The sequence below is a fragment of the Halanaerobium praevalens DSM 2228 genome (assembly GCF_000165465.1).
In the GTDB taxonomy this organism is placed as follows: Bacteria; Bacillota; Halanaerobiia; order Halanaerobiales; family Halanaerobiaceae; genus Halanaerobium; species Halanaerobium praevalens.
This window is the reverse complement of the sequence record NC_017455.1, coordinates 962,126-978,189: the sequence shown is the minus strand read 5'-3', so window position 1 is coordinate 978,189 and position 16,064 is coordinate 962,126. Positions and strand designations below refer to the sequence as shown.

16 protein-coding genes are annotated in these 16,064 nt (G+C 27.1%); all 16 read right to left on the bottom strand.

What is annotated here, in order from left to right; genetic code table 11:
• Positions 1 to 4 precede the first annotated feature (4 nt).
• Positions 5 to 469 carry a PilN domain-containing protein gene (locus tag HPRAE_RS04535; protein WP_014553063.1) on the bottom strand — a complete coding sequence of 155 codons (465 nt, stop codon included), beginning with the start codon at positions 467 to 469 and terminating at the stop codon, positions 5 to 7.
• A complete protein-coding gene (locus HPRAE_RS04530) occupies positions 460 to 1,203 on the bottom strand; it encodes a hypothetical protein (protein ID WP_014553062.1) in 744 nt (247 codons plus the stop codon). The genes HPRAE_RS04535 and HPRAE_RS04530 overlap by 10 nt, the downstream gene beginning before the upstream one ends.
• A 1-nt stretch (position 1,204) precedes the next feature.
• Positions 1,205 to 1,588 carry a hypothetical protein gene (locus tag HPRAE_RS04525; RefSeq protein WP_014553061.1) on the bottom strand — a complete coding sequence of 128 codons (384 nt, stop codon included), beginning with the start codon at positions 1,586 to 1,588 and terminating at the stop codon, positions 1,205 to 1,207.
• A gap of 14 nt (positions 1,589 to 1,602) precedes the next feature.
• Complete coding sequence (locus HPRAE_RS04520; RefSeq protein ID WP_014553060.1) at positions 1,603 to 2,115, bottom strand: PulJ/GspJ family protein; 513 nt, start codon at positions 2,113 to 2,115, stop codon at positions 1,603 to 1,605.
• Entirely contained in the window at positions 2,087 to 2,497 is a 411-nt protein-coding gene (locus HPRAE_RS04515; RefSeq protein WP_014553059.1) for a prepilin-type N-terminal cleavage/methylation domain-containing protein, read from the bottom strand. The genes HPRAE_RS04520 and HPRAE_RS04515 overlap by 29 nt, the downstream gene beginning before the upstream one ends.
• Positions 2,487 to 2,969, bottom strand: a complete 483-nt coding sequence (locus tag HPRAE_RS04510) for a pilus assembly FimT family protein (RefSeq protein ID WP_014553058.1) — start codon at positions 2,967 to 2,969, stop codon at positions 2,487 to 2,489. Before HPRAE_RS04510 ends, HPRAE_RS04515 begins: the two co-directional genes overlap by 11 nt.
• A gap of 1 nt (position 2,970) precedes the next feature.
• Entirely contained in the window at positions 2,971 to 3,384 is a 414-nt protein-coding gene (locus HPRAE_RS10885) for a type IV pilin protein (protein WP_014553057.1), read from the bottom strand.
• A 40-nt stretch (positions 3,385 to 3,424) separates the two neighbouring features.
• On the bottom strand, positions 3,425 to 4,456 hold the full coding sequence (locus tag HPRAE_RS04500; RefSeq protein WP_014553056.1) for a type II secretion system F family protein: 1,032 nt from the start codon (positions 4,454 to 4,456) through the stop codon (positions 3,425 to 3,427).
• Between the two features lie 16 nt (positions 4,457 to 4,472).
• The gene (locus HPRAE_RS04495) at positions 4,473 to 6,143 is read right to left on the bottom strand and encodes a GspE/PulE family protein (RefSeq protein ID WP_014553055.1); all 1,671 of its coding nucleotides are present in this window, start codon (positions 6,141 to 6,143) and stop codon (positions 4,473 to 4,475) included.
• 307 nt (positions 6,144 to 6,450) lie between these two features.
• Positions 6,451 to 7,473, bottom strand: coding sequence for a sugar kinase (locus HPRAE_RS04490; RefSeq protein WP_014553054.1), 1,023 nt, complete (start codon positions 7,471 to 7,473; stop codon positions 6,451 to 6,453).
• A gap of 263 nt (positions 7,474 to 7,736) precedes the next feature.
• A complete protein-coding gene (locus HPRAE_RS04485; protein ID WP_014553053.1) occupies positions 7,737 to 8,387 on the bottom strand; it encodes a bifunctional 2-keto-4-hydroxyglutarate aldolase/2-keto-3-deoxy-6-phosphogluconate aldolase in 651 nt (216 codons plus the stop codon).
• Between the two features lie 57 nt (positions 8,388 to 8,444).
• Positions 8,445 to 10,451 (bottom strand): FAD-dependent oxidoreductase, encoded by a 2,007-nt coding sequence (locus HPRAE_RS04480; protein WP_014553052.1) that lies wholly within the window; start codon positions 10,449 to 10,451, stop codon positions 8,445 to 8,447.
• Positions 10,452 to 10,500: 49 nt separating this feature from the next.
• Complete coding sequence (locus HPRAE_RS04475; RefSeq protein ID WP_014553051.1) at positions 10,501 to 11,316, bottom strand: sugar phosphate isomerase/epimerase family protein; 816 nt, start codon at positions 11,314 to 11,316, stop codon at positions 10,501 to 10,503.
• A gap of 6 nt (positions 11,317 to 11,322) precedes the next feature.
• Complete coding sequence (locus HPRAE_RS04470; RefSeq protein ID WP_014553050.1) at positions 11,323 to 12,615, bottom strand: oxidoreductase; 1,293 nt, start codon at positions 12,613 to 12,615, stop codon at positions 11,323 to 11,325.
• A 21-nt stretch (positions 12,616 to 12,636) separates the two neighbouring features.
• The gene (locus HPRAE_RS04465; protein ID WP_014553049.1) at positions 12,637 to 13,863 is read right to left on the bottom strand and encodes a Gfo/Idh/MocA family protein; all 1,227 of its coding nucleotides are present in this window, start codon (positions 13,861 to 13,863) and stop codon (positions 12,637 to 12,639) included.
• Between the two features lie 18 nt (positions 13,864 to 13,881).
• The gene (gnpA, locus tag HPRAE_RS04460) at positions 13,882 to 16,047 is read right to left on the bottom strand and encodes a 1,3-beta-galactosyl-N-acetylhexosamine phosphorylase (protein WP_014553048.1); all 2,166 of its coding nucleotides are present in this window, start codon (positions 16,045 to 16,047) and stop codon (positions 13,882 to 13,884) included.
• Between the last annotated feature and the right edge of the window lie 17 nt (positions 16,048 to 16,064).

Here is a 16,064-nt window from a genome sequence, read left to right as displayed (position 1 = left end):
TCCATTAATTAACTAAAAATGCTTCTAGCTTAAAATCAAATTGTTGATTTGAATTAATATTAATTAAATTTACTGCTTTAAACTGAAAATCTTTTTTTAAATTATCAACTAATTTAAATATTTGAGTCTGATTTTTAGTAACTGCAGTTAAATTAATCTTTTTATTTTTAAAGTGAATTGACTTATAACTTAGCTTTTCAGCGTAATTAGCTAATTTAATAAGTAAATAATAGTTTGCTAATTTTTTTTCTTCTACTTTTTTAACTGCTTTAGTTGTTTTTAGTAAATTTTTATATTTAAATTCTTCTTTTTTTAAATCAACTAGTTTTTTATTTAAAGAATTATTTTTATTTTCTAAAAACAAATTTAATGCTAAAACTAAAATAAGTATTATAAAAATTATTAGCAATAGATGCTTTAAAATTAAAACAATTTGATTATAATTTTTTTCTTTAAAAATTATTGACATTTATTAATACTCCAAAATAGAGAAGTTAAGAAAACAAAATCATCTGCTTTCAAATCTAAATAGTCCCCTAAGTTAAGCAAATCACTATTACCTTCTAAGACTTCTAATTCGATCCCCTTATTATTAAGGTAATATTTTTTAGTTTTATTTATCTCATTTTTTAAATCTTCTTTTTTAATAGCAGACTGTAATAATCCCAATTTATTATCTATACTAGTTAATATTGTATAGTTTTTATTAATTTTATAATAAAGAAGATAATTCTTAGCAGAAACAATTTTATTCACAATTGAAAATACCGCCACTGGTAAAGCAGATACTAAAAAATTATTTTTATGCTTTTCCATTGTCTCTGTAATTGGATCAAGCATATTTTTAGGAGCAGCAAAAAATTTTATTTCTCTTGCTTTAGTTTTATCTGAAACAATTTCAAGATAATCATAATAAAATTCTTCTGCAAAATTTTCTTTAACTTCTGCAAATTTACTTAAGATATTATCCTCACTTATTCGATAAGGATTTTTTTCTTCTAAAACTACTGAATGATAAAATAAAGAATCTGCTGGCAAAAGAACAATATACTGACAATTAAAATTTAATTTTTTTATTTTGCCAATAGTAGAAATCTCATTAATACCTTCAACAAAATCTATTTTTTCATCTTTGGCTCTTACTACTACGTTTTTCAGTTTTTTGCCACAGGGAATTGAAATTGAATAGTAATTATTAAACATTTTATTCACTCCTATATATTTTTTTGTAAATTGTTTCCATATTACTCTTTCTAATTTTCATTTCTGATTCATAGGCTGGATTATTATTTAATCTGGCTTTAAAATAAACAAAATCATCATCCTCCTCTCCTAAAACAAAAACTTTAAATTTATTTTCTAAAATAAATTGATCATCTAAAAGTATTTTTTTCTCTTTAAAATGATATAACTGATATTGGAGAGCTGAATCTACTATTTCTCTATTTTGTGCTGATTTTTTTCTATTATTTAAAATCATAAAATTTAGTTTTTGCTGTTGGACTAGTAAAGGAATAAATAAAGAGATCATAGTTATTAAAAGTAAATTTAGCAAAAGAATATAACCCGCTTGATTGTTAAATTTCATTTTTTTACCTACTTTTAATTAATTTTAACTAATCTAGAAACAATTAATTCTTCTTTATTTTGAGTCAACAAAAGTTTTATTTGCAATAAGCCTGGTTTAACTTTGATGAATTTAAGTTCTTTAACTTGATTAATCAAAGTTAAATTTTTACCGAAATCTTGCTGTAAAGGTTCTTCACTACCAATTGCTTTTGCTAATGTCTTTCCTTTTTCATTCTGAAAAAGAGAAAACTTAAGCCATTGATAATTATGATTATAATAAGTATAAATATTTAATTCACCTTGATTAACGACTTCTATCTTAATAGAGTTTGTTATTTGTTCTACCATAAAATTTACTGCTAAAAAAGCATCTAATTGCCAAGAATTTTTAAAGATAAAATTATTATTGTTCTGATACAATCTAATTACTAATTGGAGAAAACAGATAGTTAACAATGAAGAAATACTAAGTACAATTAAAATCTCTATTAAAGTAAAACCAGCTGACGAATTAAATTTATTTTTCAAGCAAAGTGAAAATTTCATGTCTCCGCTCCTTATTATGGCAGTCATAATCAACTTGTACTTTTAGCTTATATAAGCCTTGATATTTAATTTCACCATCAATAAAAGGACTAATCTTAACTTTAGTTAGTTTATAATTTTTAGGTAGAGATTCTTTTTCTAATAACTCCAAATTCTTTATAAATTTTGAATTACTATCAGCAATGCCTAAACTTAATGATTCTTTATTTTTATAAGCTTCTAAAACAGATTCAGTCCAATTTAAAGCTGCATTTTCATCTGCCAAAAAACTTTGTACTTCTAAGCCAGTCTTAATAGTTCTACTCATCACTGCTAAAACTATTCCAGCTAAAGAAATTGTAATTACTACTTCTAAAAGTGAAAAACCTGCGTTATTTTTCAACTCTAACCCTCCCTAGTTGGTTTACTGTAACTGAATATTTATTTGCATCTGGATTTGCTTTAGCTAAAGCAATGGTGCCACCTCTTGCTGTAGCTGTATTATTAAATCTAATCCATTCATAATATTTAGATTCAACTAATTTAAACTTTAAAGTTTTATATAAAATTAGTTCTGCAGAATAATAACCTTTCTTTTTTATAATTTTTTTACCATTTTGTTTAATATAAAAATAATAGGGAATTTTATTCTCATTCATATTCTCTTTAACTGTATAAATTCTAAAAATATAACTTTGGTTATCTAAAACTGCTTTATTTCTGGCCCATCTTAAATCAGCAGCTATGCTTTCGAGCTGCTGTTCAACTGCAAAATCTTGTTTTAACTCCAAAGAATAACTAAGACCAAATAAAATTCCCATCAGTGTAATTACTATTAAAATTTCTATTAAAGTAAAACCACTGCTCTTATTCATTTTACTCTAAACTTGGCTCACTTGTTTTGGGACCAACTAAAGCAGATTCTGTAGTTGAGATATAATAATATTCATCTGCCGCCGCTTGGTAAATAATTATATATTTTTGGGCTGCTGTATCTAAATCACTTTGATAACTGTAATCTTCTGGCTTATTTTTAAGTTTTAATTCTTTTAAATCATCACTAATAGTTGTTAATTTAGTTTTAGTACTCTGACCGGGATATTCTCCATAATCTAAATAATACATTTCTAAACTCTGCATAATATTATGCAGATCTGCTTTAGCAACAGTTGTATCAGCCTTATTTTTAACTCCACTTAAAGCAGGTACAGCCATTGACATTAAAATCCCTAAAACAACAATAACAATCAATAATTCGATTAAAGTAAATCCAGCTTCTTTGTTTTTCATTTTCAACTTCCTTTCTTATTTTTAATTTAAAAATAAACTATTAAATAATTAAATAAATTTGAAACATCGGCATAATTACTGCTGCAGCAAGTAAAGCGACAAAAATTGCAGTTAATGTGATTAAAAGAGGCTCTAAATACTGCAGCATCTTCTCTATTTCTGTTTTAAGTTTAGAATAATAATAATCACCTGCCTTTTTTAACATAAAATCTATTTTTGCAGTTTCCTCTCCAGTCATTAAAAAATAGTAAAAAATATCTGGAATATAATTGCTATTACCAAAACATTCTTTAATTGAAGCTCCTTTTGAAATATTTAAAGTTGTTTCGTGAATGAAATTTTTATATTGATAATCATGAATAATATTTTCTAAAAGTTTTAAAGCAGTTATTAATTCTAAACCACTTTTTAAAAGTAAAGATAAATAGACAGCTATTTGGCATAATATTAAATCTCTATAAATTGTTGAAATCATTGGTATTTTTAAAATTAATTTACTTTTTAAATCATCTCTTTTAGTATTCTGATATAAATAATATGAAAAGAATATTATAAATATTGAAAAAATTAAAAATAAAATAAAATGTTTATTAAAACCTAAACTTAAGCTTAAAAGAATTCTGGTCAAAAAAGGTAATTGACCATTAAATTCTGCAAATAAGTCTACAAAAACTGGCAATATAAATTTGAAAATAAAAAAGGCTGCTAAAATTAGAGTTATGATCACAGTTAGTGGATAAAAACAAGCTTTTTTTATTTCTTTTTTTAATTCATTTTTACTTTTATAATATTCTTCTAAACTAGTTAAAACACTAACTAAACTACCACTTTTTTCACCTGCTCGAACAATTTCAATAAATAAATCTTTAAATATTTTTTCTTCTTTCAAAGCAGAAGCTAAGGTTAAACCTGACTCAATATTTTTTAATAAATTACTATAAATTTCAGCTTCTCTTTCACTTCGACTTTGTTGAGCCATAATTAATAAAGTTCTATTTAAGCTTAAACCTGATTGCAGCATTATTTTTAACTGGCCAGCAAAAAAATTGAAATCAAATTTTTTCTTAAACATAATGATTCACTCCAATTTAGGCACTGAAATTTATTACTCTCAAAAGCTCATCTTTTGCAACAATTCCATTTTTTAATTTTTCAAGAGAGGATTGAGCTAAAGTCATCATTCCTGAAGCCACTGCTGCTTGTTTTAATTTAGAATAGTTAGAATTTTGATTAATTATATTTCTAATTTGATTATTTATAATTAAAATTTCAGCTGTAGGTATTCTGCCTAAATGACCATCATTACATTTTTTACAGCCTACAGGCTGATAACTATAATTTATATCTTTTTCTTTAAATATCGTTTTATATTTGGGCTGAAGTCTTATTTTTTCTTTGCAGTTAGAGCAAAGCTTAAGTAATAACCTTTGAGCAATAACTGCATTTAAAGTACTGCTGATTAAATAAGGTGGTATTCCCATATCTATTAAGCGAATTACAGCTGATATACTATCTACTGTATGAATAGTACTTAAAACCAAATGACCTGTAACTGCAGCTCTGACAGCAATTTGAGCTGTTTCTTGATCTCTAATCTCTCCAATCATTATAATATCTGGATCTTGTCTTAAAATTGATCTTAAAATTATTGGGAATTTTAATCCTTGAGCTTTATTTATCTCTATTTGATTTAATAAATCAAGTTTATATTCAACTGGATTTTCAACAGTAATAATATTATTTTTTTCTGTGGCTAATTCATTTAAAATTGAAAATAAAGTAGTTGTTTTCCCACTTCCTGTTGGCCCAGAGACTAAAATAATACCTGAATTAAATTTCAAAATTTGCTTAAATCTTTTTAAATTATGTTTACTAAAATTTAATTCTTTAACTTGTAATAAGTTTTCATTTCTCAATAATAATCTCAAAACTGCCTTTTCTCCATAAATTGTAGGAATTACAGAAGTTCTGATATCATAAATAGCTCCCTGGAATTTAAATTCCATTTTTCCATCTTGGGGTAAATGCCTAATTGTTATATCCATTGCAGAAATAATTTTGATGCGTGAAATAACAGCAGCAGAAATTTTAACTGGTAATTTATAATAAGTTTTTAAAATACCATCAACTCTATATCTAATTTTAAAATAATTTTCTTTTTTTTCTAAATGTATATCACTTGCTTTTACAGCTATTGCTTCTGTTAAAATCTTATTTAATAATTTAACAATTGGAGCATCTTCCACTATATTTTTAAGACTATCAATGTCTCTACTATCAATTTTTTTGAAATCACTAAATTCTTTTAATAATTCCTGTTGATCAACTTTAAAATAACTGCTATAAATAGAATCTTTTAGTTGATAAAATTCTTTTTTTGACATTAAATAAAATTTAACTTGCACTTTGAATTTAAACTTTAATTTCTCTTCTAAAAATAAATCTGGAGGATAAAGAGTGCCAAAAGAAATCAGTGATTTTGTTTTATTAATTATTATAATTTTATATTTTTCTACTTGTTCTAATTCTAAAAGAGGTAATTCAATTTTATTATTTTTTATTTTAAAATCTTTATATAATTTAAAATCAAAATAATTAGCCATTGCTGTTAACAAATTCTTTTCTGAAATTATGTTTTTGGTTTTAATAAAATCAATTAAACTTTTTAAATTTTCATTTTGAGTTAAATTAAATAACTTTACTTGGGCTTTAGTTGGAATTTGATATTGATTAATTAAAAAATCATAAAAGCTTTGCATAATTACCACCTTTATTCTTCCATTTTTTATCTCAAAAAATAAATTATGTAATATTTATTGAGTCTGTTTAGTATCTTCTCCACTGATAAAATAATTCCTGCATAATTTTGTAATTTTTTTCTTTTTTTACAAAATAATAGTTATATTATTTTTTTATTAGTGAATTTAATAACTATTTTATTAATAAACAAAATTAAAAAAACAGCTGCTTTTATGTTTCAACAGCTGTTTTTATTAGTTATTTATTTATATTTTTAATATTATAACAAAACATTTCACTACCTTAGTTAATTATAATGATTACAATTTATCTTTTAACTCTCCCCGAAATATTTCCATTTGCTAAGTTTTCTACTTCTTTAATATTTACATGGTTAAAATCACCAGGGATTGACTGCTTTAAAGCAGAAGCAGCAGCACCAAACTCAGCAGCTTCTTGAAGTCCTTTACCGGTCACTAGAGAATAAATTAAGCCCCCAGCAAAAGAATCTCCTCCACCAACACGATCAATAATTGTAATCTCATATTTAGTTGACTGAACAAAGTTCTCTCCATCAAAAAGAATAACTAACCAGCCATTATTAGAAGCACTGTGGCTGATTCTTAAGTGACTTCCTACTAAGTCTAGATCAAAGCGATCAATTAACTGCTTGGCAACATTTTTGTAACCTTCAATATTTAAGTCACCACCAGTAATATCAGAACCACTCTTAATATCAAATACCATTTCGGCATCTTCTTCATTAGCAATTACAACATCAGTATATTCCATTAAACCATCCATTACCTGGCCAGCTCTTTCTTTACTCCAGAGCTTAGCGCGGAAGTTTAAGTCACAGCTCACTTTTACTCCGTACTTTTTAGCAGCTTTAACAGCTTCTAAAGTAACATTTGACATCTGCTCACTTAAAGCAGGAGTGATTCCAGTATAGTGGAACCAGTCTACATCAGCAAAAATATCTTCCCAGTCAAAATCTGCACTCTCAGCTTCAGCAATCGCAGAATAAGCTCTATCATAAACTACATTAGATGGTCTCTGACTTGCACCATTCTCACAGTAATAGATTCCTAAACGGTCTCCACCTCGAGCAATGTAATCAGTATCCACACCAAAATGACGAATTTCATTTAAAGCAGCCTGACCGATCGGATTGTCAGGTAATTTAGTTACAAAACGAGCATCCAGACCATAATTAGCTAAAGATACAGCCGTATTTGCTTCTCCTCCACCATAAATAACATTAAAAGTGTCAGCCTGAATAAAACGCTTATGATCAGGTGGGGTTAAACGCAGCATAATCTCTCCAAATGTAACAACTTTTTTAGACATAATATAAAAAACCTCCTGTGAGTTTTTATGAATTAGAATTTTTACTAGAATAACTTAACATTCGCTACTAAAAGAAATGATCTTAAATCTCATAAATTAAGAACTTTATCTAGAATAACTTAATGAAGATTTCTAACCAATCAGGCTGAAGGGCAGGACGCCCTGAACTGACCGTGCCACAGGATGTGGCAATCGGGAAGTGGGCCTGATTAATTAGAAAGATAAATTCTAGTTATTCTTTAAAGTTATTTCTAAAATGAGATTTAAGCCATTTCTGCTCTGGCCTCTTTAATCAAACTAATAAATTCTTTAGCATTTTCTGTTATTTGAGCATAATTTCCATTTTTAGCACCTTTACTCAGAGAGCTACCTACACCAACCGCGAAACTCCCTGCTCTAATCCATTCTTTAACATTATCTAAACTAACTCCTCCAGTAGGAATTAAAGGTGCTTGAGGTAAAGGTCCTTTCACTGCTTTAATAATTTTAGGTCCAAATAATGTTGCAGGAAAAATTTTAATAATATCTGCACCATTTTTCATGGCTTCAACTATTTCAGTAACACTCATTGCACCAGGTATAACAGCTTTTTGATAACGGTTACACATAGCAATTGTTTCTTTATCTAATGAAGGAGAAACAATATATTCTGCACCAGCTAATATACAAGTACGAGCAGTCTCGGCATCTAACACAGATCCTGCTCCAATTAATATATCATCCTTACTATATTCATTAGTTAAATTCTTAATTAGACTTACCGCACCAGGAACAGTCATTGTGATTTCAATTGCTTCAATTCCACCTTCTTTTACAGCTTCAGTAATTTTTAATGCTTCTTCTTGATTTTCTGCCCTAATAACAGCAATAATTCCTTTTTTCTCAATTTTTTTTAAACTATTAGTTTTAATCATTAAGCAAAACTCCTTTTTAAAACTAGAATATTTATTATAATTAAATTAAACCAGTAATTATTTTATGATTTTATTTTTACGATATTTATTCCAAATTTTTTCAAACCAATAATCATTATCTGGAATTGGTCTTACATGACGCCAATTAATATTAAATTTATTATTTTTATATTGAATTAATTGTATTTTTTCACTTAAAAAATTTTTTTCTAAATCAAAATCTAAATTTTCAATTAAGTTATTAGTAAAAATATTTTCTTTTTCTGTTTTAATTAGATAAGAACCTCTACTTTTCCCTCCTAAATCTATATAATTTTTTATTGCCTTTAAATATACTAATTGTGTGAAAAGCAAATCATAATTTTGAAAAGCTAAACTTAAATCTCTAATTGAATTTAAAAAACATGTCTTAGTTAAATTTTCAAAATCAAATTTTGTTTTCTCTAAAGCAGATTGAATACTATTTTTAGAACGAATATGAGCTGCAGCTTTACTCATTCTTTGTCCAATTTTTTTTCTAATCTCTATTACACTAGAACTAAATTTATAATTATTTTTATTAATTGAATCTAAAAATGTATCTCCAAGATCTATTTTTCTTTTAACCTGCATTGTTATCATTCTTTTAAAATGTTTTAAATCCAATGGATTTTCTCTATAACAATTAGCTATAAATTGAGCAGCTCTTGTACTTCCAACTTGACCAGCGTTTAAGGCAGAACCTCCAGGTCGATAAACACCATGACTGCCATTAACTTCTCCCACTGGAAAAAAATGTTTCAAATTGCTTTCCCACCAAATATTAGCTGCAAGACCACCATTATTATGTTGAGCACAAACTGCTATTTCAAGCATTTCATTTTTTAAATTTATACCATTATTAGCATATAAATCAATTGCTGGTTTATTCATCTTTTTTAGTCTTTCAATTGGGTTTCCAAATAACGCTTCAGAATTTTTAAGATATTTTTTTACTTCCTTACCTAATAAAGAAATATTTAGTTTTCCACAATCAGATATTAACTTTGAATTTTGACGATAATCAAGCCAAACTCTTCTTCCTTTAATTATAGTTTCATAATAAACTATAATATCTATTAAAGAGGAACCTTGATTTTTAACTTTACGAGGATCAAAAGGCCACTCATAGCCTTTTTTAAAAATAGAAATAAACATTTTTTTTGGATTACTAAAGTAATCATTTAAAAATTCTTTTCTATCATTCCCTTTTTGATCTGTAGAAATATAAGTTGGTAAAACTTGTTGATAAGATCCAGATAAATTCCATCTAAATTTAGTTGACGCAATACCATATTGCCACTCAGTTAAATTTTTACCTTTCACACCTACTTCAAAAGCCAGTCCTGATGCTCCTGTTTGACTACTAGGATAAACTGAAGCAGCATACATTCCAGCTGGACCACCAGTAGCATAAATAATATTTGTAGTATTAAAAATTGTATATAATTTTTCTTTGTTATTTAATTGGTTTTTATTTAAAGTTAATAAACCAATAGCTTTTTTTTGTGATTTATCCGTTAAAATTGCTATTACTTGATAATTATCAAAAATTTTAATACTTTTGTTTTGAACTTCTTTTTCTAATTTTTCAGTCATATAATAAGAAGTTAATGGGCCAGCAGAAGTTGCCCTTTTTTTAGGTGCATGATCAGTTTTATAACCAATATATTCTCCAAACTGGTTATGAGGGAAAGGCACCCCAATATCAACAAGATGATAAAATGAAAACGTCGATAAAGCAGATTCAACTAAAGCAATATCTCCATCTACAGCTCCACCTGAAAATAATGTTTCAGCCATTTCATAAGTTGAATCTTTATTTTTGCTACTTAAACTCAGTTTATAATAAGTCTGTTTATCTGAACCTGTATTACGAGAAGTTCCCATTTTAAGACCTTCAGTAATAACTGCTATATCTTTTTGACCAAAATTATATAATCTATCTGCTGCATTTAATCCAGCCGCACCAGAACCTACTATAACTGTGTTTAAAGAATATACTTCAATTTGTTTACAATTGATTTTTATTTTATTTTTTTCAATTTTAATCTACCCCATTTTATTTATAAAAATAATTAATAAATTTCAATTATTAAAGGTTAAGCTTTTGAAAATAATAATTCATTTTTTTGGAATATTGCATTATAGCAATATCTGACTCTTCAATTTCTGGAATCCATATTTTTTCCCATTCTAAAGATAGATACCCATTATACTTAATTTTCTTTAATTCTAATAATAATTTTTCTACTGGCAATACACCCGCTCCTAATAACACATAATAATCTTTTTCTTCATTTAATTTTATCCAATCCTTAATGTGTATATGATATATATAATCTTTTAAATATTCTAAAGTAGTTAAAATATCTTCCCCAGCTCTAATAGAATGTGCAATATCCCAAAGAACTCCACAATTATCAAATTCTTTATTTTTAAATATTTTATGAACATCGTAGCCTGTACTAAGGTCATCATGAGTCTCTAATAATATTTTAACATTTTTTTTATCTGCATATCTATCAAGCTCTTTAAAAGCTTCTTGAATCCAAAAAATTATTTTACTTTTTTTAATATCATTATTAGTATTTGAACCAAATGTACGTACATATTTTGCTCCTAAAGCGGAAGCTAAATCAATTATTTCTTTTAATTTCAAAATATTTTCTTTTCTAGTATTATAATCTGGATTATTAAAATTAGTATATGCTGAAAGACATGCTATTTCTAATTTATTAATGAAAAATTTATTTTTTATCCTTTTTACTTTTCGTGGATCTAAATTTGCATTTATTTGTGATTCACATATTCTTAATTCTACACCATCATAAAAATTGATTTTAGCAAATTTTATGATTTTATCAAAATTCCATTCTGGACATGCTAAAGTACTATATGATAATTTCAAAATAATTTACTCCTTTTTATTTTTTAAATTAATTTCTTGATATAAAGGTAAATAGATATTTGAATCTCTAATTACACAACCAGCCTTTTTTTTAGCTGCTTTTAATTCAGCACACTTACTACAACTAATACATACTTTATTTTTATCCATTTCATTTTTTTTGAAAATATCATTCGCAAAATTTGGATAAGCAAAAGCTTGCCTACCAAAACCTGCTAAATCTGTCCAATCAGATTGAATCATACCTGCAGCAATATTAGCCCCATATTGGCGAAGCCAACTAAAACCAGTTCCTATTACAATTGCTTTTTTTAAGTTATCTTTAGCAAATTTAGTTAGCTTCAATAATCTTTGAACTCCCTGTAAAGGTGATTCTGGAGGAATATATGAACCGCGATCATATGGCCTATTTATATGTGGTTTTAAATATGGAGTACTCGCTGTGATATTAATAATTTTAACATCAAGCTCCTCTAATTCTTTAAGTAATTTTTTACATTCTTCTAATTGTGGATTACCTTTTTGATCTGTAGCCCATCCTCCAGGTAAGGCATCATAAATATTTAAACGAACTGTTATATCAATATTAATATTATCTTTAATTTTTTTTATTGTTTCTTTCAAAAAACGAGTCCTATTTTCATAACTACCACCGTATTTACCTTTTCTATTCTTGGCAGCTAGTATAGATGAGAGTAAATAACGATGGCAACTTTTAATATCGACTGCATCAAATCCTGATCTAGCTGCCAATTCAGCTGCTTTTAAATAATCAAGCTGTAAATAATCAAGTTCTAAATCAGTTATTTGGTGATAATCTTTTTCTGATATTGAAATAGGATCAAGATCCTTATCTTTAAATACAATTATATTATTATCACCAAAGCGACCAGAATGACTCAGCTGAGCTACTGTATAAGGATCAATCTTCGATATATTTTTAATTAAATTAATAAGTTCTTTAAATTCATTTAAGTTTGCTTCTTTTAAATACAATTGATTTTTATTTGCTCTACCACTTTTATTAATAGCCATTGCTTCAAACCAAATCAAGCCTGCACCACCAGCTGCAAAACGTTGATATCTTCTTCTTGTCAAAGCAGAAGGAGAGCCATCTAAAGTAGCATCTGCTCCCTCCATAGGATGAATAGCAATGCGATTTGGAATAATTAAATTTTGAAGCTTAATTTGATTTTTTAATATATCTGTATTTTTTAATAAAGGAATATTTAAATCAAAACCAGAAAACTCTGCTTTCAACTCTGCTAAAGAACTATAGTTAAACATATCATTTTTCATTTAGTCAAATCCCTTCCTAACTTAATTAAATGGATTAAAACAAGAATACTCCTCTATATTGATCCATTCTGTTCTTACTGCCCAGTCAATATCTAGTTCAGATAATAATTTTCTTTCTGCAAAAGCCTGATCAAATAATTTATCAATACCAGTTAATATTGTCTGATATTCATTATCATCATTAATAAATTCATTTATTAAATCTTTTGGAATAGCTTTAATTTTTTTTGCAGAATCATAAGCTCCATTAATTGCTACTACAAAATTTCTTGTATTTTCTGGAGTACAATATAAATTATCAATTTTACCAAGTTGTTTTTTAGCTACAATTCTAAATTCTTCTTTATATGGATCAATATTATTATTATCAAATTTAATTACTTTTTCATTATTTAATTTAATAACTGTCTTTTCATTTTCCATGGTCCATTTTATTTCACCTTTTTCTCCAACTATTTCCATATAAGGATGTCTCAACTTTTCTGGAGAATGAGTAACATAAAAATAGATATTAGTCCCATTAGCTGTTTCTAATTGCATACAAGAAGTATCATCAGCTTCTATATAAGAATGAGCTCTATATAATTCTGATCTAATTTTTTTCAATGAGGCAGAACTATTCATATCTGGTCCTGTAATATAAATCATATTATTTAAATAATGAGCAAAAGCATTCTGCATTGGACCATCTAAAACAAGTTGCCCCATATATAAACTTTTTCCTGCCCAATCATTACGATCATAATAGGATTTAAATCTTGGCCAAAATCCTTTAGTTGCTATTTCTTTTATATTTCCTAATTTACCATCTAAAATAAACTGCTTAATCTTTCTAATAGTATAAGAGTGAATAAACTGAAATCCTATTGAACAAAATCTCCCCGTTTCTTTTTCAGTTTTAATTATTGCATCCAGTTCTTGAACTGTAGGGGTCGGTGGTTTTTCCAAAAGAATATTATATCCTGCTTTCATACCACTAATTGCCATATTTGAATGAGTAGGAATTGAAACAGGCAAACAAACAATATCAACAAACTGTTTTGATTCTTTTAATAATTTTTGATAAGAATTATAAACAGTTATTCCTTGACTTCTTAAATTTCTCAATTGATCAGCATTTTTGATTTGATCTTCTATTACTACAGCTGTTAATTTAATTTCTCCCTCTTCTTCAAGTTCTTTTATTTTATCCAAATAAAATTTTGCAAAGTTATTTACTCCAACTACAGCTAAACCAACTTTTTTCATATTTAAAACCCCCAATAATTATTCTTCGTCAAACCACAATATATCATTAGGCTCAACAATTAAATCAAATGATTTACCAGTACCATCATAAATAATTGTCTCTTGTTTTACATAAGTATTATTAACTACACAATATTTATTTGAAGCTGGGTAGTAGTTAACTTCAAGATTATAATTTTTACTATACCACTTTTTTATTTCATTATCTTTACCAGCAGCCCAAAAAATAGCACGATATAATATTCTCGAATTTTCTAATGAATATGGCAATCCACTAATATAAACACTTTTTCCTTTACCAAATTCATTAACTGCTAATTGTACATCTTTTCCTGATGTCTTTAATACCTTAGTTTCTAAATCTGCATAAATATTCTTCTTTCCTTCACCAAAGTCTAATTCAGAACTATTATCTTTTAAAATAAAGTGTTCATTCTCAGACCAGTTATATTTATTACTTGATAAGCTAAAGCCTATTTCTTTATCTACTCCTAAAACATCAGCAAGATTAAAATACCTTCCCTGATTTTGATAAGCTGTTGGCTCTCCTACTCCAATAAATCCTCCTCCTTCAGCTACATATTCTCTCACTGCAGAAGTTATTAAAGGATTTAACCAATTTTTTCCACCACTAAAAGCAGTATAGGCATCTCCCACATTTATTATGACACTACAATCTTTTAGAATATCAGAATTTTCACTAATATCATCAAAACTAATAAATTTAACATCAAAAGGCATTCCACTTAAAGACTCAAGTATGCCATTATAAGAATAAGTCTGTTTATAATTAATAGCATGAGCAACCATGTGAGTTCCCCAAGAACGTAATTTTCCCCAAGCATTTAAAATTCCAACTGTAAAATGACTATATGGCTTTTTTCCATCAATATTTTCAGATAAAATTCGAAACTCATTACATACACTTTCTATATAATCCACAAATTCAGGAAATTCTAAAGCTAATTTTAAATAACCACCATAACCAATACGATCTACAGGACTTCGCAAAATAGCTCTTCTTGCAGTCACCCAATTTTCTTTTGCTTCTTTAATTGGATTTCCCTTTTTATTAAATACATCTGGAAAAAAATAGGGTAGAAAACGACCTTCTGTATATTTAACACCAGAAATATCTGAAATTAAGCGGAGTGTTGTACCATTACCCACAGAACCCACTACTGCATCTAATCCTATATCTTTAAAGTATTTACCATATGGTTCAGTTCCAATCCAATGATCTCCTAAAAACATCATTGCTTCTTTATTATTTTCATGACAAATATCAACAAATTTTTTAACTAATTTTGCCACTTCTCTTTGTTGAAAATCTTGAAAATCTCTAAACTCTTTAGAAGGCACTCTAAAGGTACTATTATGATATCCCTGATCAATTATATATTCAGGTCTAAATTTATAACCAACTTCTTTTTCAAACTGTTTTAAAATATAAGGGCTAACACTAGCACTATAGCCAAACCAATCTACAAACTTTTCTTTTCTCTGCTCATTAAAAATTAATGTGAATTGATGAAAAAAAGTTGTGAATCTAACAACGTCTGTTTCAGGATTTTCAACCATCCATTTCTTTAATTTTTTTAGAGTATAAGCTTTAGTTTTAGGCTGCCTTACGTCATAAGTCATTTGATGTTCTACATCTTCCCAATCATTTGTAATATAATTATACATATGTACAGGATCCCAAATTATAAAAGCGAGAAAACTAACTGTATAACTATGATATTTTTTAGGATTACGAAGTATAATCTCCTGTGATTTTTTATTATAATCCCATGCTTCAACAGGCACTACCTCACCTGTTGTTCTATTAATTACTTCCCACCATCTTTTTATATCATTAATAGTATTTGGTTTTAATTGTTCTTTATATAAATCTTTCATAATTGGTATCTTGAGTTGATCATCCATTGCAGTATAAAAATCAGTCATTAAATAAACTTGCTGTACTTCATCTGGATTTTTATTTGCCCAATTGTTATCTTTTCTAGTTGTATAATAATTTGAATATACTTTAACTGGATAATTTTTAAATTGATCTGGCATTTCAGTACCATCACAGTCTCTTACTGCATCTGCTCCCCACTGATCTATAATTTCTTTTGTTTCTTCTATCATATCTAAATCAGTTGGAATTGTTACTCTTCCATTTTTCATCGCTTTCATTAAAAAAACTCCTTTTT